The 19,089-nt window shown below is 38.6% G+C and carries 23 protein-coding genes and 1 other annotated feature; of the genes, 13 read left to right on the top strand and 10 right to left on the bottom strand.

Going from position 1 to position 19,089, the window contains the following annotated elements; all coding sequences use genetic code 11:
- Position 1 precedes the first annotated feature (1 nt).
- Entirely contained in the window at positions 2–532 is a 531-nt protein-coding gene (locus M9R32_RS10385) for a cupin domain-containing protein (RefSeq protein ID WP_269926678.1), read from the top strand.
- A 174-nt stretch (positions 533–706) separates the two neighbouring features.
- Here M9R32_RS10385 and M9R32_RS10390 read toward each other — a convergent pair whose 3' ends face one another.
- Together M9R32_RS10390 and M9R32_RS10395 are read right to left on the bottom strand one after the other, a co-directional pair.
- Positions 707–808 (bottom strand): YjcZ family sporulation protein, encoded by a 102-nt coding sequence (locus M9R32_RS10390; RefSeq protein ID WP_269926679.1) that lies wholly within the window; start codon positions 806–808, stop codon positions 707–709.
- A 116-nt stretch (positions 809–924) separates the two neighbouring features.
- Positions 925–1,566, bottom strand: a complete 642-nt coding sequence (locus tag M9R32_RS10395) for a plasmid pRiA4b ORF-3 family protein (RefSeq protein WP_269926680.1) — start codon at positions 1,564–1,566, stop codon at positions 925–927.
- A gap of 214 nt (positions 1,567–1,780) precedes the next feature.
- Here M9R32_RS10395 and M9R32_RS10400 point away from each other — a divergent pair, with 214 nt between their 5' ends.
- Positions 1,781–2,449: a TVP38/TMEM64 family protein gene (locus M9R32_RS10400; protein ID WP_269926681.1), complete on the top strand. Its 669-nt coding sequence runs from the start codon at positions 1,781–1,783 to the stop codon at positions 2,447–2,449.
- Between the two features lie 35 nt (positions 2,450–2,484).
- On the opposite strand, the gene M9R32_RS10405 is transcribed toward M9R32_RS10400, so the two are convergent.
- The 5 genes from M9R32_RS10405 to M9R32_RS10425 form a co-directional block, all read right to left on the bottom strand.
- Entirely contained in the window at positions 2,485–3,282 is a 798-nt protein-coding gene (locus tag M9R32_RS10405) for an alpha/beta fold hydrolase (RefSeq protein ID WP_269926682.1), read from the bottom strand.
- Between the two features lie 179 nt (positions 3,283–3,461).
- Positions 3,462–3,554 carry a YjcZ family sporulation protein gene (locus M9R32_RS10410; protein ID WP_269926683.1) on the bottom strand — a complete coding sequence of 31 codons (93 nt, stop codon included), beginning with the start codon at positions 3,552–3,554 and terminating at the stop codon, positions 3,462–3,464.
- Between the two features lie 202 nt (positions 3,555–3,756).
- A complete protein-coding gene (locus M9R32_RS10415) occupies positions 3,757–4,317 on the bottom strand; it encodes a TVP38/TMEM64 family protein (RefSeq protein WP_269926684.1) in 561 nt (186 codons plus the stop codon).
- A 200-nt stretch (positions 4,318–4,517) separates the two neighbouring features.
- A complete protein-coding gene (locus tag M9R32_RS10420; protein ID WP_269926685.1) occupies positions 4,518–4,844 on the bottom strand; it encodes a four-helix bundle copper-binding protein in 327 nt (108 codons plus the stop codon).
- A gap of 115 nt (positions 4,845–4,959) precedes the next feature.
- Complete coding sequence (locus tag M9R32_RS10425) at positions 4,960–5,934, bottom strand: F510_1955 family glycosylhydrolase (RefSeq protein ID WP_269926686.1); 975 nt, start codon at positions 5,932–5,934, stop codon at positions 4,960–4,962.
- A 175-nt stretch (positions 5,935–6,109) separates the two neighbouring features.
- On the opposite strand from M9R32_RS10425, the gene M9R32_RS10430 reads away from it, so the two are divergent.
- The 3 genes from M9R32_RS10430 (at position 6,110) to M9R32_RS10440 (ending at position 7,599) form a co-directional block, all read left to right on the top strand.
- The gene (locus M9R32_RS10430; protein WP_269926687.1) at positions 6,110–6,847 is read left to right on the top strand and encodes a metallophosphoesterase family protein; all 738 of its coding nucleotides are present in this window, start codon (positions 6,110–6,112) and stop codon (positions 6,845–6,847) included.
- Positions 6,848–7,018: 171 nt separating this feature from the next.
- Positions 7,019–7,243 (top strand): transcriptional regulator, encoded by a 225-nt coding sequence (locus M9R32_RS10435; RefSeq protein ID WP_269926688.1) that lies wholly within the window; start codon positions 7,019–7,021, stop codon positions 7,241–7,243.
- The gene (locus M9R32_RS10440) at positions 7,243–7,599 is read left to right on the top strand and encodes a YolD-like family protein (protein WP_269926689.1); all 357 of its coding nucleotides are present in this window, start codon (positions 7,243–7,245) and stop codon (positions 7,597–7,599) included. Before M9R32_RS10435 ends, M9R32_RS10440 begins: the two co-directional genes overlap by 1 nt.
- A gap of 258 nt (positions 7,600–7,857) precedes the next feature.
- Here the strand turns inward: M9R32_RS10440 and M9R32_RS10445 are convergent, their stop codons facing one another.
- Together M9R32_RS10445 and M9R32_RS10450 are read right to left on the bottom strand one after the other, a co-directional pair.
- Entirely contained in the window at positions 7,858–8,859 is a 1,002-nt protein-coding gene (locus M9R32_RS10445) for an HRDC domain-containing protein (RefSeq protein WP_269926690.1), read from the bottom strand.
- Between the two features lie 158 nt (positions 8,860–9,017).
- Positions 9,018–9,476 (bottom strand): GNAT family N-acetyltransferase, encoded by a 459-nt coding sequence (locus M9R32_RS10450; RefSeq protein ID WP_269926691.1) that lies wholly within the window; start codon positions 9,474–9,476, stop codon positions 9,018–9,020.
- A 137-nt stretch (positions 9,477–9,613) separates the two neighbouring features.
- Here M9R32_RS10450 and mutT point away from each other — a divergent pair, with 137 nt between their 5' ends.
- From mutT to M9R32_RS10490, 8 genes are all read left to right on the top strand, one after another.
- Positions 9,614–10,027, top strand: coding sequence for an 8-oxo-dGTP diphosphatase MutT (gene mutT / locus M9R32_RS10455; protein WP_269926692.1), 414 nt, complete (start codon positions 9,614–9,616; stop codon positions 10,025–10,027).
- Positions 10,028–12,925, top strand: coding sequence for a DEAD/DEAH box helicase (locus M9R32_RS10460; protein WP_269926693.1), 2,898 nt, complete (start codon positions 10,028–10,030; stop codon positions 12,923–12,925).
- A gap of 11 nt (positions 12,926–12,936) precedes the next feature.
- Positions 12,937–13,536 (top strand): Type 1 glutamine amidotransferase-like domain-containing protein, encoded by a 600-nt coding sequence (locus M9R32_RS10465; protein WP_269926694.1) that lies wholly within the window; start codon positions 12,937–12,939, stop codon positions 13,534–13,536.
- A gap of 86 nt (positions 13,537–13,622) precedes the next feature.
- Positions 13,623–14,027, top strand: a complete 405-nt coding sequence (locus M9R32_RS10470) for a GNAT family N-acetyltransferase (protein WP_269926695.1) — start codon at positions 13,623–13,625, stop codon at positions 14,025–14,027.
- A 12-nt stretch (positions 14,028–14,039) separates the two neighbouring features.
- Complete coding sequence (locus M9R32_RS10475) at positions 14,040–14,303, top strand: hypothetical protein (protein ID WP_269926696.1); 264 nt, start codon at positions 14,040–14,042, stop codon at positions 14,301–14,303.
- 70 nt (positions 14,304–14,373) lie between these two features.
- Positions 14,374–14,581: a binding site (T-box leader), on the top strand.
- Positions 14,582–14,626: 45 nt separating this feature from the next.
- Positions 14,627–16,291, top strand: a complete 1,665-nt coding sequence (gene argS, locus M9R32_RS10480) for an arginine--tRNA ligase (protein WP_269926697.1) — start codon at positions 14,627–14,629, stop codon at positions 16,289–16,291.
- Between the two features lie 113 nt (positions 16,292–16,404).
- Positions 16,405–17,307, top strand: coding sequence for a DUF4349 domain-containing protein (locus M9R32_RS10485; protein WP_269926698.1), 903 nt, complete (start codon positions 16,405–16,407; stop codon positions 17,305–17,307).
- A gap of 17 nt (positions 17,308–17,324) precedes the next feature.
- Entirely contained in the window at positions 17,325–17,888 is a 564-nt protein-coding gene (locus M9R32_RS10490; protein ID WP_269926699.1) for a hypothetical protein, read from the top strand.
- Between the two features lie 116 nt (positions 17,889–18,004).
- Here the strand turns inward: M9R32_RS10490 and M9R32_RS10495 are convergent, their stop codons facing one another.
- On the bottom strand, positions 18,005–19,078 hold the full coding sequence (locus M9R32_RS10495) for a DUF3626 domain-containing protein (protein ID WP_269926700.1): 1,074 nt from the start codon (positions 19,076–19,078) through the stop codon (positions 18,005–18,007).
- Between the last annotated feature and the right edge of the window lie 11 nt (positions 19,079–19,089).

The following is a 19,089-nucleotide window of genomic DNA, read 5'->3' on the forward strand; positions in this document are numbered from 1 at the left end:
GATGGCATACATTCGTAAACACGCAAGTAACGAACGCATTGAAGAAGAGCAAGCAGTTATTGATTTCTTAAATAGCAATGAAGTCATTTATGAAAAATGGGATATCGAGAAGCTTCCTACTGAACTTCGAGAAAAATTCAATTTAACGGATGAAGAAAAACAACAGATTCTATCTGCATTCGGCATCGAAATTGCCGACATTTCTGAGCGACGCAATTATCAGCAAGCAGATGTGATTTCACTTTCTGAATCCACGCCGAACCTGGAACAACTGTTGAAAAACTTCCAACAGGAACATCACCACGAAGACGATGAAGTGCGTTTCATTGTCAGCGGTCATGGTATTTTCGTCATTCAATCGACTGACGGGGAATTCTTTGATGTCGAGCTGCAACCAGGTGACTTAATCTCTGTTCCTGAAAACGTTCGCCACTACTTTACACTGATGGAAGACCGTAAAGTGGTAGCAGTGCGCATTTTTGTTACAACAGAAGGCTGGGTACCGATTTACGAGAAAGAAACAGTCGCTTAATCGTCGGTTGAATTCTTTCTGTCCATTCGGATGGGCAAGGACAAATCAAAAATACAGACACATCAAGAAAACCTGACATCCAGTAAGGAGTCAGGTTTTTTGTACTTATACCGCACGCCTTGGGGAAGAAAGGGGCGTGCGTCATAGTCGGATTTGAGGGCTAATTTCTATAAATTAGTATAGAAAACTTGCACCGACAATAATTAGTAAGATGAAGAGAACAACGATTAACGTGAACGTAGAACCGCTATTATTATTGCAGCATTCGTATCCCATGCTTAACACCACCTTTTTAGGAAGGATGCTTTAGCATATGCTCACCTTTGGCGCAGACTCGGGAAAAAGGCACGGTTCTTTCACAGAATTCTTCATTCCTTCACTTTATTTTTTGGCTAAACCCACTCATCTTTCAGGAATGCATTTACTTTCCTTAAGTTGAATTTTTGATACCCTTGACCTTTTGCCCATGCTTTCATCTGATCATGTTCAGGATCATCTGTATTCTTCATGACGCGCTTGAATTCGTCATAACCAGGCGGACCTCCCACATCTTCTGGTGGGCAAGTACCTTTGCCTTCAAGTAATTGCGGATAATCATACGCATAATCATCCACTACATGTTCCAGAACTACTTCGTGATCCCAGCTGTCTCCAAAGTCATAGATGTAGCGAAACTCTGGATTCTCTGTGACATATTGACTTAAGTCCACATCTCTTGCGAGTAATAATTGAGTACGGATAAATCGTTGATACATGCTAAATTCATAAGACCCTTCTTTTGGCGGGTTCTTCATATAGTGTTGAGCCATGCCGAAATTCTCTGAAACGGACTCTTCATCACCGACCAATTGAATCGTTTTATTGCTTTTGGAGTCCTCTATTGAGAAGTTAAACAAATGACTGTTTGTCCATCCCACAGATGTTTGAATGACCGAATGCAAATCATAAAAATCGAGAGATGCCGGTACGACAAAGCGGCGCCACACTTGCGGTTTTACATGTTTAAGCGTGACGAGAAATTGATACGCTTTCAAAATATCACCTCTACTGAAGAATTTTTTTCATCATAACACAGGACGCATTTGTTTTTCGTTTTGGAGATAGCCATTGAGACGTAATTAGGAATTTATTTTATGGAATCGATTGGAATTGAACACTTAATATTCCTATTTATTTTAAGAAACATGATATGATAGAAGAAAATTTCACGAAAAAACAATTCCATTGGAAGATACGAGCGGGTGACGAATGAAAGAAGCCATCAACAAAATCACGCATAAGAATTGGTTGGTTTGGGGTGGCTTGTTGTTGCTGCTCATTTTTTTAGTGTTAAATCGTCAGATCATTACGCTTCTCGTCAATCGCGACGTAGAAGCTATTCAAGATTTTTTGGATGATAATTTGCTGTATGCATATATGTTTATGCTGGTCATCATGATTCTTCAAAATTCATTTACAGTGTTTCCATTACTACTGGTGATTACCATCAACATCACGCTATTTGGGTTTATTGATGGTTTTTTATGGAGCTGGGTTTCAAGTGTGATTGCTGCCATTTTCGTCTTTTATGCCGTTCGCTACTTGTTTCAAGAAAGGCTGATTGAAAAATTCAAACCAGAATTGCTTGAGCAAATCGAAGCGAATGGGTTTGCCTATGTATTTCAAGCGCGGATATTCCCTTTAGTACCAACCAGTTTGGTTAATATATTGGCAGGTTTGAGCACGGTTCGGTTTTGGCCATTCATCCTTGCTACAACTATTGGGAATTTCATTTATTTTTTCATCCTGGCACTAATTCCGGCAGGTCTGGTTTCAGAGAAAGTAAATGAAACGTTGATCTGGGTCATTTTAGTAAGCGTAATCTTGTTATACTACTTGTTTAAACTTGTTCGGAAAAAACGTAAGCTATCTAACTAAAGTCAAAACCCAGTTCGCAAAAAGCGAGCTGGGTTTTATTTTATTTCTAAAAACTCTAAAACGAAATCCAAGAATAGCAGCGGTTGTTCCACATTCGGGGCATGTCCAGATTTATTGAACTCTACGAACGTGGCATTTGGAATTAATTTTGCGGTTTCTCGTCCTACTTCTGGTGGATTCAAACCATCGTGATCGCCACTGATGACCAATGTTTCTGCTGTGACACGGTATAAATCTTCACGGAAATCAAAACCATCCAATGCATCATTCGCTGCTTCAATCTCTTTACTCGTCATAGGTGAACCTTTTTTGGCCGCATCATGACTCCACTTACCGACAGCCTTTAAGTCATGAAAAATGTAAGGAGAGACTTTGACTACTTTCTCCGAAAAGTCCATTCCTTCCAATTCGTCTGCATGTTTGTCAAATAACGCTTCCATTGAAGATGTTTTTCCTTGCGACTTCGTTGCCACTAAAATCAGTTTCTTCACACGCTCCGGAGAAGCAATTGCTACGCCTTGCGCAATATAACTGCCCATGGAGACGCCAAGCAAATATGTTTCTTCAATCTCTAAATGTTCAAGCAAGCGTAGGACATCGCCGACGTGATCATCTAACGTATACGAAGTCGGTTTGTCTGATTCCCCGTGGCCCCGCGCATCCAGGACGATTGTCCGAAAGTATTTCTTGAATACTTTTATTTCCGCATCAAACATATGACGATTGCCGGTCAATCCATGCAGTAACACAAGAGGTTCACCAGAACCGTATTCGTCATAAGTTAACATCATGCCATTACTCTTAAAAGTTCCCATCAAATCACCTCTATTCATCATGTTCCCTCGTGAACTTTATTGAAACGCATAGCTATGGGTTACGTAAACGGATTTTCTTTAGAACCAGGGCTTGTCCAAAAAAGTTGAAAGGTTTTTCAAGTAGGATAAAAGAGCGCCTTCAAAGCGCTCTCGGAGTGCTTGCGGGAGTGGTTTTCTTTTCCTGGTGATTATTTTAATTAGTAGAGAAAAGCCGCTCCGACAATAATCAACAAAATGAAAAGAACCACAAGCAAAGCGAAAGAAGATCCGTTGTTGTTTCCATAACCCATAGCTAACACCACCTTTCATAATGAGGATGTTGTATTATACGCAATACAACGTCCTGTACATGGGGTAATGTCATGGGTTCTATCGTTTAGATAATAAGTCAATGTTTCCAACAAGAGACCAAGCCCAGGGGAAACGCTAATGTCGTTGTTTAAAGCAAGATCCTTAAAAGTTTGAATTATTTACGTTCAGTATATGCAATTTTTACAATTTCCTTTGAGAATTTTTAAAATTTTTCCATACGCCCCAAAGTAAACCAATCGCCACTAGGAAGACAAGGTATTGCCCAGCTTGCGTCCACTCTACCAATGCGTATGTAGTGGAAGTTTCCAATAGGAGTGCGGGCAACTTCCCTAAACTGCTGGCGATGGCAAAAGACCCAAAACTCATGGTGCCCACCGCTGCGTAAAGAGTGACTAACCCAGACGGTACAAAGGGCATCATCCGCAGACCGATGACAAACAAAAATGCCTCCCTAGGTGAAGCATGAAGCAACTTTTGTAAGCGAGGGGCGTGCTTGGTCTTATCGGTGATTACGTTTCTAAATCCTTTCCGATACAATCCGAAAGCAATTAGACTTCCTACGATTTCCCCAACCAATGAGACTGTAAAACCTCCCCAAAACCCAAAAATCGCAACGTTCGCTGCGGTCAGGAACGCACTCGGGAGTACACCTGAAATGGCGATCAATACATTGAGGAAAATACTCAATAAGACAGCCACGGGAAGGGGGACCATATGTAAATAAGTTGATATAGACTCCATGGATTGTAAGCTCCTTGCATAGTATTCCTGATGAGTGTTTCTCCATTCGACATGACAGAGATTCAGGATTTCTTCTATATAGATATAGCTGTTGCAATCGTAGCATGAAAGTCTTTCTGGATGTTAGACATCAACTGAAAAATTGAACAGTAAAAAAGCCAAGCAGGTCGAAGTTCGTCCGGCTTGGCTTTCTCACATTTTTAAGCAACCATGTTACGGCATGCTTCTGCACATTTGCGACATGCTTCTGCGCAACGCTTACAATGGTCATGGTCGTGTTTGCCACACTCATCTGCACAACGTTCACAAATCGTCGCACAAATTTCGCAAATCTCTTTCACAAACGGGCTGTTTCGTGTCATCGCCTGAATTGCATAACCACAAGCATCAGCGCATTCCCGGTCGAGACGAATACAGTCCACCATCATTTTCACATCGTCTTCTTTCAGACAGGAATCAAAACAAACGTTACAAGCTTCCAAGCACTCTCTGCAGGCTTGAAGACATTCTTCATAAGTAGATTTCACGTTTTTTCTCCTCACTTTCATCCAGTAGTTATACATATCGTTCCCTACAGGCACCAGAATAAACGTAATTCAGTCAATTAGTGGTAAGTGAAAGAGTTTTAACGGTGAAATTCTATTAGTTAGAAACAGTCCCCGCAGCTAAAATCTGTGTCCATGTAGCTCCGCCATCCGTTGATTGGTACACATCATTTTGCAACGTAGCAATGGATATTTCTTTGTCATCAGTTGGATGAACAGCGATATAAATAATCGCATTATCTTTCTTCAACTTTGGCGTGGCCATTGTTTTTTCTTCTTTTGAAGATAGGTTAATTTGATTTAATTGGACTTGATCATCAACTAATTCTGCTACATATGCATGTTGTTTTCCTAACAAGGCATAAGTAATCATCTTCCCTTTAGTGGCTAGGGAAAACGTTTTTCCGGCATCTTTAGATACGTAAAGACCTCGGTCCGTCCCAATCGCAATTGTTTCAGGTTCATCTGGATGCGCGGTGATATTGGACATCATATTCGCTTCAAATCCACCCATCTCCATAGCCGTCCAGGCCTGGCCTAAATCATCCGAATAATAAAAACCGTTACCTAACTTTTTAGTAGGCATTTCATTAAAAACGTAAATCCGATCCGTATTGTAACCGGCAGCTAAATAGTGAAAGTCGATTTCACCTTCAAAAGCATATTGCTCAAACGTTTCGCCTGCATTTGTACTTTTTAGTAAGCCGAGCGGATTTTTATAATCGGAACCAGGCTCTGGGTGACCACTCGAAACAAAGCCATCAGCCACGGCTTGGAAGCCCATATAATCATGCTTTTCACCGGTGGTTTCTTTCCAGACCCCATTCTCATACGTAACTGGCCCACGGTGAGTAGCGAGCATTAATGCATCACCAGAACTCGGGTAGCCAAGCCCATGTATATGAGAGACTTGTACGTCCGTTGTTTCTTTATAAAAATCTTTAGAGGGAGAGGAAGGGTTTTCTTGAGTTGCTTTATCTACTTTGTGTTCATTGTGTTCGGTTTTTTCATTTGATGAACAGGCTGCTAGCATGACACTCACTAGCCCCACCATAAGAATCTGTTTCTTCATATTCCACACTCACTTTCTTTAAATGGCAAATCAGCTTCTCTATCATCATCGCCTAACTGCCTCCATTGTACACGAAAAATGTATTTCACCTGTGCGGATAAACACAGGAACCACGAAATGACTGAAAAAGAGGTAAACTAAAAGGTAAAGATGAACAAACAAAGGACGGATACATATGAAATTAGCAATCATTACCGACATTCATGGAAACGAACCCGCATTGCGTGCTGTTCTCGAGAAATTGGATGCACGCGGAGATATTAAGGAAATCTGGTGTCTTGGTGACATGATTGCCATGGGACCCGATTCGAACGAAGTGCTGGAGATTTTATTTGCACGACAAGATGTGCACATGATCACCGGCAATCATGACGAAGCCATTTTATCCCTCATTGCAGGGGAAGGGCATCCTGAAAGCTATAAACATACACGCGAACACCATGATTGGATCGCGAATCGTTTACTTCCTGAGTATGTAGCCAAACTCAATCAATTGCCCCGCGTTCTTGAAAAAGAAGTAAACGGCACGCGAATCCTTGGCATTCACTACCATATTGCTGAAGACAAAAGACAAGCTCACATTCAGGACGAACCATTTTATACGATTCTCGAACCGACGCTTGAAAACATGGAAACGATGTTCGGTGATTACCCGGCCGAGATCATTTGCTTTGGTCATAACCATCCGGAGCATTTCTTCCAGGCCAACGGTAAAACCTATGTGAATCCAGGCGCACTCGGTGTATCAAAAGGGGGCACGGCTCCTTACGCAGTCATCGACTTCACGGCTTCGGATGCGAGCGTCAGCATTCATCAAGCTATTTATGATAAAGAAGCATTTTTGGAGAAATTCGAACGTCTTCAAGTGCCGCAACGAGAAATATTATTCAAGCTGTTTTATGTAGGCGAATAAAAAATGACGATGACCCTTCGACTTAAGTTGAAGGGTTATTTTTATTGCGCTGGCACATACTTTTTAAGATGATTGGACCGTTTTATGTAAAAACTCCTCTAATTACCAACTAAATTTTGTTGATAAAAGAACAAACGTTCGCATATAATAATAAAAAAGGAGGCGGCTTGAATGAAAGACAACATCGTGAAATTTATGAAGCGGCACGATATTTTGGAAATGGTCTATTTAGCGAAGGATGGAAACATCACCAAACGTCGTGTGAAAGTCATCAAAGCCTACAATGACACGTTTCAGGCGTACTGTTTTACGAAGCAAGCGAAGCGCACATTTTACTTTGACAATGTCTTAGCAGCCGTCCCCGTCATTCGAAAAGAAAGGGAGGACGTTATCTGATGAAAATCAACCGCGGATTAAAAATGCAAGGCGACCTCAAAGATCGCGGCAAAATCAAATGGACAGCTATGATGCTACCAGAGCACGTCGCGCAACTTCGCGAATGGCAAGAAGAACACGAACTCGTTAAAAAACCGGAACTCGACGCATTCGATTACGACACGATGCAGGAAGAAATCGAGCGGGCATTAATCAGTCGAATGGAAACACGCCTCACTTCATGGAAGAGTGGCAAAATCCACTACCACCGCGGCATCATCAAAGAAGCCAACAACCAATACCTGCGATACGAAGACCCTTACGGCATCCACCAACTGCCACTCGACGAACTCGTCGGCGTCTTTGTTCTGGCCTAATTCTTAAAGAGCAAAAAACCTCTTTAGCCATTCAACTAAAGAGGTCATTTACCGCGAAATAATAGCAATTCATCAAAAGAATCTTCGTACACTTCTTCTACTAATAACTCTTCAAATGATAGTTCTCTGGTTTAATTAAGACGAAAAACTGCTACTTTTGGCAACTAACTTTTACTACCTATATTCAATAAAGAAAACGACCGAAGAATAATTTCGGTCGTTTTAAGCGTAATTATGTAAGTGGTTGAAGGCTAAGGGCTAGTTATTAATTAAAGCTAACAGTTCATTGCCGAATTCATTTACTTTCTGATTTCCCATTCCTTTTATCTTCATTAATTCTTCCGTATTTGAAGGTCGCTTTGTAAGAAATTCATTTAATGTGGCATCACTAAATATATAAAATGCTTTATAGCCTTTTTCTGATGCAAGCTTTTTTCTAAAATCTCGTAGCTTTTGTTCGAGCAAATCGTTACTAACCACTATTTTCTCGACCACAGTGTTTTGAGGCTCTGTTTTTACTAAATATCTTTGCTGACTAAAAGGCTTACGAGTTTGGTTATTTAAAATGAAATTGGCCGTCTTAAATAAATTTGCAGGTAAAACATTACGATCTATTAATCTCTTTTGTTCTTTTTCTAATAATGGAACGAGACCGTCAATCTTACAAATCATCGATTTTACTTCCTTAGGAGCACGAGTTAAATCGATTTCATTTCTTTCATTAGCAAATGTAACACCGCTAATAATTTCGGTTTTATTAATAAGGTTGTGTGCTCTCAAAAACTTATTTAAAATATCTCTTTGCCTTTTAGCCTGTCTTAACGGGCTGTAAACACCTTCTCTAAAAATTGTCCGAGTGCCTTTCTTAACAACACGTGAGAAATCGCCACTTTCAGAAACGACGATGTTTCCTATAAATTTCTTCACTTCTAAAACGAAAATAAATTGGTGAGTAAGGATAATGAAATCATATTGTGCATGGTAGTCTTCGATACTTATTTCAACATCATGTAGAACAATCATGGGGAGAAACGAATGTTTCAGTTCAAACATGACATTTTTTTCTCCAGATAGTCCAATCTTGGCAAGCTTAAGATGATCATCGATAAGCAATTTATCTAATTCTGGATTTGTAGAGTTATGAAGTTTCTCTAATTCTCTTATTAGGTTAGATTCTTCAAGTCTATCTTGTAATATAACAGGACCTTTTAAATCTTCATGGTCCATTAATTTATTAACCATTTTTCTTAAAAGCGACAAATTTTACCCCTCCTAATAAATTATGGAAAAAATAACTAGTTGTAAATCTATTATAACTAAAATTGTCCAATAATTTACAAAAGTTATTAATAGTTTTGAGCAATGAGAAGGGGTTCTGTAAAAATAAATGACCGAAGACAATTCCGATCGTATTCTGTTTATTGAATGTGATGGTATCGCATATTCACAATATGAACTCCAGGTGCAATTTCCATCGTCCGCTCCTGCTGGAAACCCAACTTTTCATAAAGCGTAACTGCAGGAGTATTCTTCAGGCCCGTTGAGACAATCACGTCACGCGAACCCCGTATCTCTTCCACTATGTAACTCACCAATTGACGTCCAATCCCTTTACGAAAAGAAGCGGGAGACACAACCAACCGGCAAATATCCACGAAGTCTTCATTTTCTTCATAAGAAAGAACCCCGAGAAGTTGATCATCTTCGTAATAACCGATGAAAGTTTCTTTACTGTCCATGATGTCATCGACCGTTTCAGAAAGAGCAGGAATCCCTTGGAATCCGATGAGGTCAGCTTCGATTTGATAAGAGGGGCGTTGGATTGAAAGGATATTGTGTGCGAGTTCTAAATCCATATTGAAGATTTTCTTAATCATAGTCATTCAACTGCTTTCATTTTATAGTTTTATGAGAATTTTCCATCAAATGGAGATCTATAGATCAGGTTCCGGTATACTGAATATATCAAAATATTAATGGCAAATAAATTCCAATATTGTTAGGGGTTAATCAAATGAAAAAGCATATAAATGTTGTAGCGGCGGTAATAAATAATGATCAAAATGAAATACTTTGTGCGTTACGCTCCTCAGTAATGGCTCTTCCGAACTTATGGGAGTTTCCTGGTGGGAAAATTGAAGAAGGAGAAAGTCATGAAATCGCATTAGTTAGGGAAATTCAAGAAGAGCTTGGTGTGCATATTAAAGTTGGTGACAAAGTAGAGGATACATATTATGAGTATGATACTTTCACAATTCAACTAACTTCATATCTAGCAAGAATAACTGCAGGAGATTTAAAAGCCACTGAGCATGCTGAACTGAAATGGGTAACAATTAATCACTTAGACGAACTAAACTGGGCACCAGCTGATATCCCGGCAGTGGAAGAACTAAAAAAATTATTCGAAGTGAAGAAGGTGCTGTAGATGGGGGAATTTCTTCGTAATTTAGAAGAGTCTTTACATAAAGGCTTTATTAATCAAAATTTTATTACTCCTGGTTCCTATAAACCACAATTATTAGTGAACAATACCATTGAAAATGAGAATGTTTTATCGACTTTACTAGATGAATTAGAGCATTGCGAAACCTTTTTGTTTTCAGTAGCTTTTATTACTGAAAGCGGTCTTGCTACATTGAAAGCACATTTTCATGACTTGAATTTGAAAGGCATTGAAGGACGAATATTAACATCGACCTTTTTGCAATTTAACCAACCAAAAGTATTTAAAGAGCTGTTGAAAATTGAAAATGTACAAGTACGATTATCAGATATTAAAGGCTTTCATTCAAAAGGGTATATCTTTCAACATCCAACCCATTATTCGTTAATTGTGGGAAGTTCGAATCTGACATCCCATGCTTTAAAGGTGAATTATGAATGGAATGTAAAGCTGACTACGCATGAGAATGGAGAAATTATTCATCATTTCAAAAATCAGTTTGAACATGTGTGGGGTCAGTCTCAGGATTTATCACCTGAATGGATTGAAGAGTACGAGAAAGTGTATGTGGAAACAGTTGAAAAGAGAAAGATGGAGAAAGTCATTGAAGGTTTTGAAGCATATCAAATTAATAATCTTGAAGATGCATTAAAGATAATTCCAAACAAGATGCAAACAGAAGCATTGTTAAATATAGCGAGTCTTCGAACTGAAAAAGACAAGGGATTAATTATTTCAGCGACGGGTACCGGTAAAACGTACCTTTCCGCATTTGATGTAAGAAATTACGCACCACAGAAAATGTTGTTTGTCGTTCATAGAGAACAGATTTTACAAAAAGCCAAATCCGATTTCAAAAGAATACTTGGTGGATATGATGATGAGTTCGGAATCTTGTCAGGTACGACTAAAGACACTAATGCAAAGTATCTATTTGCAACCATTCAATCATTATCAAAAGATAGTATGCTCTCTCAATTTAAAGAGGATGAATTTGATTACATCTTAATCGATGAGGTTCATAAAGCAGGTGCAGATTCTTATCGTAAAGTCATTAATTATTTCAAACCAAAGTTCCTAATGGGAATGACTGCCACCCCGGAAAGAACAGACTCATTTAACATCTATGAATTATTTGATTTCAATGTTGCTTATGAAATTCGCCTTCAACAAGCACTTGAAGAAGATATGCTTTGTCCTTTTCACTATTTTGGTGTAACGGATCTTGAGATTAATGGAGAGTCAATAGATGACGCAGCACTATTTTCTAAATTAGTAACAGACGAAAGGGTTAATCATATTATCGATAAGATTGAGTACTACGGTTATTCAGGTGAATCCGTTAAAGGTTTGATGTTCTGTAGTGGGATAGAAGAGGCTCGAGAACTGTCTCGTCTCTTAAATGAAAAAGGATATCGAACGATTGCATTGATCGGGGCCGATTCTCCAGAAGAAAGAATTAAACGTGTAGAACAACTTGAGAACGGAGAACTAGATTATATTCTAACTGTCGATATATTTAACGAGGGAATAGATATCCCAAGCGTTAATCAAGTAGTAATGCTAAGACAAACACAATCTAGCATCATTTTCATTCAACAACTTGGGAGAGGTTTACGTAAACATGAGTCAAAAGATTTTGTAACCATTATAGACTTTATAGGAAATTACAAAAATAATTACCTTATTCCAGTAGCGTTATCTGGTGATCAATCACAAAATAAAGATAATATTAGACGGAAATTAAATGACACTAGCTATATTAAGGGTATATCGACAGTTATTTTTGAAGGTATTGCGAAGGATCAAATTTATAAATCAATTAACAACACGAAGTTAACACAACTTAAATTGCTAAAAGATGCTTTTGAAAAATTGAAAAATCGAATTGGACATATTCCATATTTATATGACTTCGTAATCAATGAGTCATTAGATCCCGTAGCCATTGTGTCGGAGCACGATAATTATTATGCGTTTCTAAAAAAGATTAAACAAGAAATTCCTCAAATAAACGACTATCAAAAACAAGTGCTAACAATGTTCTCTCAAGAAATATTAAACGGTAAGAGAAAGCATGAATTGTTATTAATACAGCTGCTAATTCAAAGTGGAAGCATTCTAGTTGATGACTTTAAGACCGTTTTAATCGATAACAACTGTAGATATGATGATGCAACCTTGGAATCAGTCTATCGAGTACTTGATTTATCGTTTTTCACAAGTGGGAATAGGAAGAAATACGGTTCTGAACCATTAATTATTAAAAAAGACCAAAGAATTCAACTGAATCAGCATATTAAAGATAGTATTAATAACAATGCTTATTTTCTACATCTATTAGAAGACATAATCAAAAGTGGTTTATTGAAAAGTATAGACTATGATTGCCAAGAAAAACTGACGTTGTTTAAAAAATACTCCAGAAAAGATGCGTGTAAATTATTAAATTGGAATCAAGACGAAACATCAACAATGTATGGATATAAAATAAAACATCAAACATGCCCAATATTTGTAACGTACCATAAACATGATGAAGTTGAGTCAAGCGTAGCTTATGGAGATGAATTCATCGACCAAAATTTATTTAAATGGTATACACGAAGTAATCGAACATTAGAGTCACAAGAAGTTAACAAAATAATTAATGCACAAAAGAACGATACTGAAATTCATTTCTTTGTGAAAAAAGATAATGGAGAAGGAAATGATTTTTACTATTTGGGAGAAGTGAAACTAGATCCGAATAGTGTTGCTCAAGAACAAATGAAAGATAAAAATGGGAAGACCCTTCCTGTAGTAACGATGAATATGCAATTTGAAAAGCCAGTAAATAGTAATTTGTATCATTACTTACGATCAGAAACAATTTCTTAAAGGGGATACAAATGAGTTATCTTCTCTTAACTTCAACAGGCTTTTTCCATCAAAAAGTCCGAAACCAATTTAATGAATTAATCTCTAATAAAAAGTCCGCAGTCATTATCACGACTGCATCCCCTCAAAAAGAGTTGAATCAGTATGCAATTCAAGCTCAGGTGGATTTAATAGACATGGGATTTAAGCAAGTCACGTTCTTGGATGTCGAGAAGGAAGCTATTGGTGCTTTAGAAGATGCAGATATTATTTATTTGAATGGGGGAAACCCGTTTAGATTGTTGCACTTTCTTAGGGAGAGTGGTGCTGACGGGTTACTTCAAAAGAGGGCGAAAGAAGACTGTGTCATTGTTGGCGTAAGTGCTGGTGCAGTGGTACTCGGTGCATCCATTCGCATTGTGGAATGGTTTAGTCCATCCTTGAATACGATAGATTTGAAGGATTTCAAGGGATGCGAGTTATATAACTACTCTCTGTTCCCTCATGTAGACCGCATTGACCTGTTCCCAGGTACGACTTCGATAGAAGAAAGAATTCGAGAATTTGAGAAATCGTCAGGTGAGCACGTATTGCGATTAGCAGATGACGAGTTCAAACTGATAACATTCTAACCATTAAGAGGTGCCTTTCATGTTGTTTTACAATTGAGAAGACAGAACGACTCCAATACAAATATGGATAGTGAGGAGTTCTGAATATGATCTATACAACATCTATTAAAGATATAACAAAAGAACAGTTGAACGGATTTTTTGTTGGGTGGCCAAACCCACCTTCTTCTGAAGTCCATTTGAAATTACTGAAAAGAAGCTCACATGTGGTAGTGGCAATTGATGAAGGATCCGGACAAGTTATTGGCTTTATTACTGCAAACAGTGATGGTATATTGTCCGCGTATATTCCGTTTTTAGAAGTGCTGCCAGCTTATCAGGGACAAGGTATTGGTCAACAACTTGTTCAAGAAATGTTCGCCTTGTTAAAGGATATTTATATGATTGATTTGATGTGTGACGAAGACTTGTTGGGGTACTATGAAAAGCTCGGAATGCAACGCGCACATGGAATGATACGAAGAAATTATTCCAAACAATCTGGTGTGTAAGGGGAGAACCTAATGGAGTTCGATACGTTAAAGTGGGTGTTGTTAGGCATTTGCGCTTTGTTGTTTGCGATAAAGTTTTACGTCAAACGGGAGTCGCTCCTTTGGGGACTCATATTTTATATAGGTGTTTTCGCTTCAATGGCTTATTATGTGTATTTTAATGATTGGGGACAGGGCTGGAAGATTGGGTTTTTGCTAATCGCATCTTTCGCTTTCTGGCAATTCCTATTTAAAGAAATTACTCAGTTCCGTCGTTTACGAACAGCTCGTCGATGATACGTGATAAATTTTACATTTATTTCTAAAAATAAATTGACTTTCACTTTTGATTTTGATAAATTCAAATACAATATCGAGGACGAAGAGAGTAACAACATCCAATCATCGAGCGAGTTGGGGACGGTGTAAGCCCAGTGGAGAAGAGTTGTGAACCGCACTTCAAAGATGCTTTTTTGAATGAAGTAGGAAAAGCCGGAGACTCACCGTTACGGAGAAAGTGGCCCTATACTGGGCAATTTGAGTGGTACCGCGGAAGTTAAGCTTTCGTCTCATTTTTGATGAGACGAGGGCTTTTTTTATTTTCATAAGGAGGCGTTCGGATGAAACAAAAAGTTATGGAAGTTCTTCAAGCAATCTTAGCGGAGAACATCGAAGATCAGATGATTGAAGTGCCTGTTTACACACGCTTAGGGGACTATGCATTGCCTTGTTTTCCACTTGCTAAAAAAATGAAAAAGTCGCCTGTTTTAATTGCTGAGGAAATAGCTGCTTTAATCAAGGATTCGAGTATTGAAAAAGCAGAAGCCGTCAATGGATACGTAAACATCTTCATGAAGCGAACTGGATTTACCCAATCAATTATGAATGAGATTCTCTCCGATTCTAATCAGTATGGTTCTTCAAATATCGGAAATGGTAGGGTGATCACCATAGATATGTCTTCACCAAACATTGCCAAACCATTTTCAATGGGGCATTTACGGTCGACGGTCATCGGTAATTCTATTTCTTTATTGCACGAGAAAAGTGGGTTTCAACCTGTGAAAATCAACTATCTTGGGGACTGGGGTACGCAATTCGGAAAGCTTCTTGTCGCTTATCGATTATGGGGAAATGAAAAACAGGTACAAGAAAAGCCTATCGAATCATTGTTGATGCTTTATATTCGGTTTCACAAGGAAGCTGAACAGGATGAATCACTGAATGATAAAGGAAGAGCTGCTTTCAAGTCTTTGGAAGATGGAGACCCAGAAGCGTTGGCTCTTTGGAAATGGTTCCGTACAGAATCCTTGAAAGAGTTCCAGAAAATCTATGATCTGCTAGGGGTATCCTTTGACTCCTATCAAGGCGAAGCGTATTACAACGATAAAATGGAGCCAATTGTAGAGGAATTGAATCAAAAGAACTTGTTAATGGAATCAAACGGAGCACTTGTTGTAGATGTAGGAGAACATATGCCGCCTTGCTTGATTAAGAAGTCTGATGGAGCGACCTTATACGCAACGAGAGATATAACGGCAGCGATAGATCGATTTACTACTCACCAATTCGCTAAATCATTGTATGTAGTGGGTAATGAGCAGAGCTTGCATTTCGCCCAACTGAAGATAGTGCTGAATAAAATGGGCTATGAATGGGCGGACAGCCTCCAACATATTCCTTTTGGGTTGATATTGAAGAATGGAAAGAAACTATCGACACGTGAAGGCAAGATTGTTTTGTTGGAAGAAGTATTAAAAGAAGCAATTCAATTGGCTGAAGCTAATATCGAAGAAAAGAACCCAAAATTGTTGAATAAAAAAGAAATCGCTCAAGCAGTGGGTGTAGGGGCAATTATTTTTAGTGATTTAAAACAACATCGAAAACATGACATTGAATTTGACTTGAAGAAAATGCTGCAAACGGAAGGTGAAACTGGACCTTATTTGCAATACTCCTATGCCAGAGCATGCTCAATTTTGAGAAAAGCGGGAGAGGTAGAATCTTTTCACGTCACGGAGGTAAATGACCATGAGTGGGAAGTCATCAAGCAACTTGAAATTTTTCCGCAGATCGTAAGTCGGGCGACAACTGAGCTCGATCCTTCCGTCGTTGCCAAATATGCGGTGAGTTTAGCTCAAACTTTCAATTCATATTATGGAAACGTTCAAATCGTGACCAATTCCAATTTAATGGAATACCGAGTTTCTTTAGTCCACTGTGTCGTCATTGTCCTTGGAGAAGCATTAAGACTTTTAGGGATACAAGCACCTGAGGAAATGTAAATAATTCATAACGTGTAGACGATATATTAAAAATTCAATATTCAATTTATAAATTGTAACATTTTTCCTGACTATCTCGTCATAAATAGTATAGAGATAGGGGGCAGTCGAAGATGAGAAAGAAAATTTTATTTATTCTACTTTTCAGCTTGTTGGTTCTGTTGGGAGCTTGTAGTGCAAGCGAGATGGATACCGAGAGTTCTGAGGACAAAGCAATGGCGCCAGAGATGGAGGCTTCGAATGAAGTAGGTACTGAGTCAGAGGAATTAGCTAACGAAACAAGTTCAGATGAATCGCAAAAAGCTGCGCCTGTTGTTTCCGTGCAACGAATGATTATTCATAAGGCGATATTAAGTGTAAACGTTAAAGAATTGGATAAAGCACAAAGTAATATTCAGAAGAAAGTCGAGCAATATGGTGGGTACATCGTTGAATCAAACGTCTATCAAGAAGACGATCAAACGAGCAGCGGCACAATGATTGTTAGGGTCCCTGAAGAGAATTTTGAAAAATTCCTTTTAGAGGCTGAAGGGGAAGCGGCTAAAGTATTGGAGCGCAATGTAACGGGTCAGGATGTTACCGAGCAATACGTAGATTTGGAGTCACGCGTTAGATCCAAACGAGCCGTTGAAGAACGCTTGCTTGATTTCATGAGCAAAGCACAGAAAACCGAGGATTTGCTGAAAATCTCTGAAGATTTAGCACAGGTTCAAGAAGAGATTGAAGTGATGGTCGGCAAGATGAAGTATCTTGAAAACCAGACGTCGTTTTCAACGATTGAAATCTCGATGTATGAAAACCGAGTGGTCGTTCCTGAGATTGACAGCAAAGAGTTAAATACATGGGAAAAAACGAAAAAACAATTCGCAACAAGTACGAATTCATTATTATCGGCAGCTTCAGCATTTATCGTATTCTTCATCGGAAACTTACCGGTTCTGTTTATTTTGAGCCTGATAGGATTCGGGGTGTATTGGTTTATTAGAAGAAGACTAAATGAACAGAAAAAAGGATGAAGATAAGGAGACTGCCCGTGAGGAAAAAGATCATTTTGACGATGTTGTTAAGTGTCCTTTTTAGTTTAATCAGCATGTCCATCGTCCCGACAACGAGCTATGCGTGTAGCTGTATAGAGCCCCCATCAGTCGAAGACGAGTTGGAACGTTCACAAGCCGTTTTTTCAGGGAAAGTGCTTGAAGTAAAAGAACAAAAAGACTTTAGAGGTTATATGAAGAAACGAGTATTGATTGAAGTCGCAGAAACCTGGAAAGGTGTATCTGAGTCTCAAGTCTTTATTACCACCGGCAGTGGTGGGGGTGACTGTGGATATGAATTCCAGGTTGGTCAGGATTACTTAGTGTACGCAACAGAGTCTACCATGTATGGAAATCAAGAAGAGCTTGTGACAATCATTTGTGATCGTACGACAGAATTAGGTGCTGCACAAGAAGATTTGGCCGTTCTAGGTAAAGGGAAAGAACCCACAGTTCAAGTGGATTTAGAAGTTGAAAAATCGAATCTCATGATGTGGGTCATAGCTAATATCATATTAGTCATTGTTATTTTCTTGGCGTGGCGATGGTACAAAAAAAGGTAGTTGAACGAGAACCTCAGGGACCGAGATGTGAAAAAGAGTTTTTGACCACCGTCAAAAACTCTTTTTCTTTTAGTTTGAACCGCATTCGAAATTCACCATTATTTCAATGTGGAATTTTACTTTCCATACCTCACTAAAACGTGCCACAATAATTTTAATTCCTGAAGTACCTCGTTATAAGATCCGTAATCAATCCATGTTTCGGGGTTGCGGTTCAATTCCATTACAGCTAATCCAATGGTCTTTGCATCGATAACATTATTTTGTGCAATGCGTTTTGCTAAGGAAGGCATTGATGGCCCTCTAAAATCAGAAGGAACTTCGTCTACCGTAAGAGCAAAGCCCTTGTGCCAATACAGATCAATGGAATACTTATGGCATATTTGTTCCAGGATTCCCCCTACGTAAGTTTTCTTGAAAGAAGAATCTGCAACAAGCACTTCCACATCTTCTTTGAGTGATATATCACCATGAACCTGGGCTTCAATATAGTGATTAAGATTGCGGTTTGGCTCTTTGTTTGTTGGGTCGGTAAAAGGTTTTTCAATATTAATTAGCAAATGATTAATTAACCTTGCTGGTGTCAGATTTCTTTCTCCAATTGCAAAGTCTCTTAAGAATGTCTCTTCCAAGAGTGCAACCAAAATAAGATCAAATTCTTTATAAGTACCTTTTTCTTTTGGATCTTGATGTGAATCTAAGTAGGTATAAGTGGAACGATATGAGGCATTGGGGGATAGAAGAAAATAGCATGATCCAAAACGTGGAGCAGGTCCATCTGGGTGTAACATCAAATTTAGTGCCCCATATTTAGGACGCTGGTTATTGGTTGTACCATCAAGTTGATATGCTCCTCCAAAAATTCTCTTCTCCCAAAGGTCGCGTTCCCCACCAGGGTAAGCAGAGACGCTACCATTCGAAATAAATGTTTCAAACTGACTCTTATATACTCCCTGCTCCAAAAGTGATTCTGCAACCATCTTCATAGTCGAATTTGGTCTATCTGGATGAAAATGTAACCCTATCCTTGCGTGAGCCTTTAATTTATCAACAGCATTATTAAATAATTCATCCGAGATATTAGACATTCTAAGAATATGATTAATTGTTTCGTTAGCATCATGTCTATGGTTCCTTGCGTAATTAGTAATATTCTCTAAAGCTAATAATTGAGGCCTTGATAATTCCATAAAAAATGAAT

The organism is Paenisporosarcina quisquiliarum (assembly GCF_027563315.1).
GTDB lineage: Bacteria > Bacillota > Bacilli > Bacillales_A > Planococcaceae > Paenisporosarcina > Paenisporosarcina quisquiliarum.

What these genes read in the sequence shown, in the direction of transcription:
- M9R32_RS10385 (WP_269926678.1), top strand. Translation starts at nt 2, where the DNA reads ATGGCATACATTCGTAAACACGCAAGTAACGAACGCATTGAAGAAGAG.
- M9R32_RS10390 (WP_269926679.1), bottom strand. Translation starts at nt 808, where the DNA reads ATGGGATACGAATGCTGCAATAATAATAGCGGTTCTACGTTCACGTTA.
- M9R32_RS10400 (WP_269926681.1), top strand. Translation starts at nt 1,781, where the DNA reads ATGAAAGAAGCCATCAACAAAATCACGCATAAGAATTGGTTGGTTTGG.
- M9R32_RS10405 (WP_269926682.1), bottom strand. Translation starts at nt 3,282, where the DNA reads ATGAATAGAGGTGATTTGATGGGAACTTTTAAGAGTAATGGCATGATG.
- M9R32_RS10410 (WP_269926683.1), bottom strand. Translation starts at nt 3,554, where the DNA reads ATGGGTTATGGAAACAACAACGGATCTTCTTTCGCTTTGCTTGTGGTT.
- M9R32_RS10415 (WP_269926684.1), bottom strand. Translation starts at nt 4,317, where the DNA reads ATGGAGTCTATATCAACTTATTTACATATGGTCCCCCTTCCCGTGGCT.
- M9R32_RS10425 (WP_269926686.1), bottom strand. Translation starts at nt 5,934, where the DNA reads ATGAAGAAACAGATTCTTATGGTGGGGCTAGTGAGTGTCATGCTAGCA.
- M9R32_RS10430 (WP_269926687.1), top strand. Translation starts at nt 6,110, where the DNA reads ATGAAATTAGCAATCATTACCGACATTCATGGAAACGAACCCGCATTG.
- M9R32_RS10435 (WP_269926688.1), top strand. Translation starts at nt 7,019, where the DNA reads ATGAAAGACAACATCGTGAAATTTATGAAGCGGCACGATATTTTGGAA.
- M9R32_RS10440 (WP_269926689.1), top strand. Translation starts at nt 7,243, where the DNA reads ATGAAAATCAACCGCGGATTAAAAATGCAAGGCGACCTCAAAGATCGC.
- M9R32_RS10450 (WP_269926691.1), bottom strand. Translation starts at nt 9,476, where the DNA reads ATGATTAAGAAAATCTTCAATATGGATTTAGAACTCGCACACAATATC.
- mutT (WP_269926692.1), top strand. Translation starts at nt 9,614, where the DNA reads ATGAAAAAGCATATAAATGTTGTAGCGGCGGTAATAAATAATGATCAA.
- M9R32_RS10460 (WP_269926693.1), top strand. Translation starts at nt 10,028, where the DNA reads ATGGGGGAATTTCTTCGTAATTTAGAAGAGTCTTTACATAAAGGCTTT.
- M9R32_RS10465 (WP_269926694.1), top strand. Translation starts at nt 12,937, where the DNA reads ATGAGTTATCTTCTCTTAACTTCAACAGGCTTTTTCCATCAAAAAGTC.
- M9R32_RS10470 (WP_269926695.1), top strand. Translation starts at nt 13,623, where the DNA reads ATGATCTATACAACATCTATTAAAGATATAACAAAAGAACAGTTGAAC.
- M9R32_RS10475 (WP_269926696.1), top strand. Translation starts at nt 14,040, where the DNA reads ATGGAGTTCGATACGTTAAAGTGGGTGTTGTTAGGCATTTGCGCTTTG.
- argS (WP_269926697.1), top strand. Translation starts at nt 14,627, where the DNA reads ATGAAACAAAAAGTTATGGAAGTTCTTCAAGCAATCTTAGCGGAGAAC.
- M9R32_RS10485 (WP_269926698.1), top strand. Translation starts at nt 16,405, where the DNA reads ATGAGAAAGAAAATTTTATTTATTCTACTTTTCAGCTTGTTGGTTCTG.
- M9R32_RS10495 (WP_269926700.1), bottom strand. Translation starts at nt 19,078, where the DNA reads ATGGAATTATCAAGGCCTCAATTATTAGCTTTAGAGAATATTACTAAT.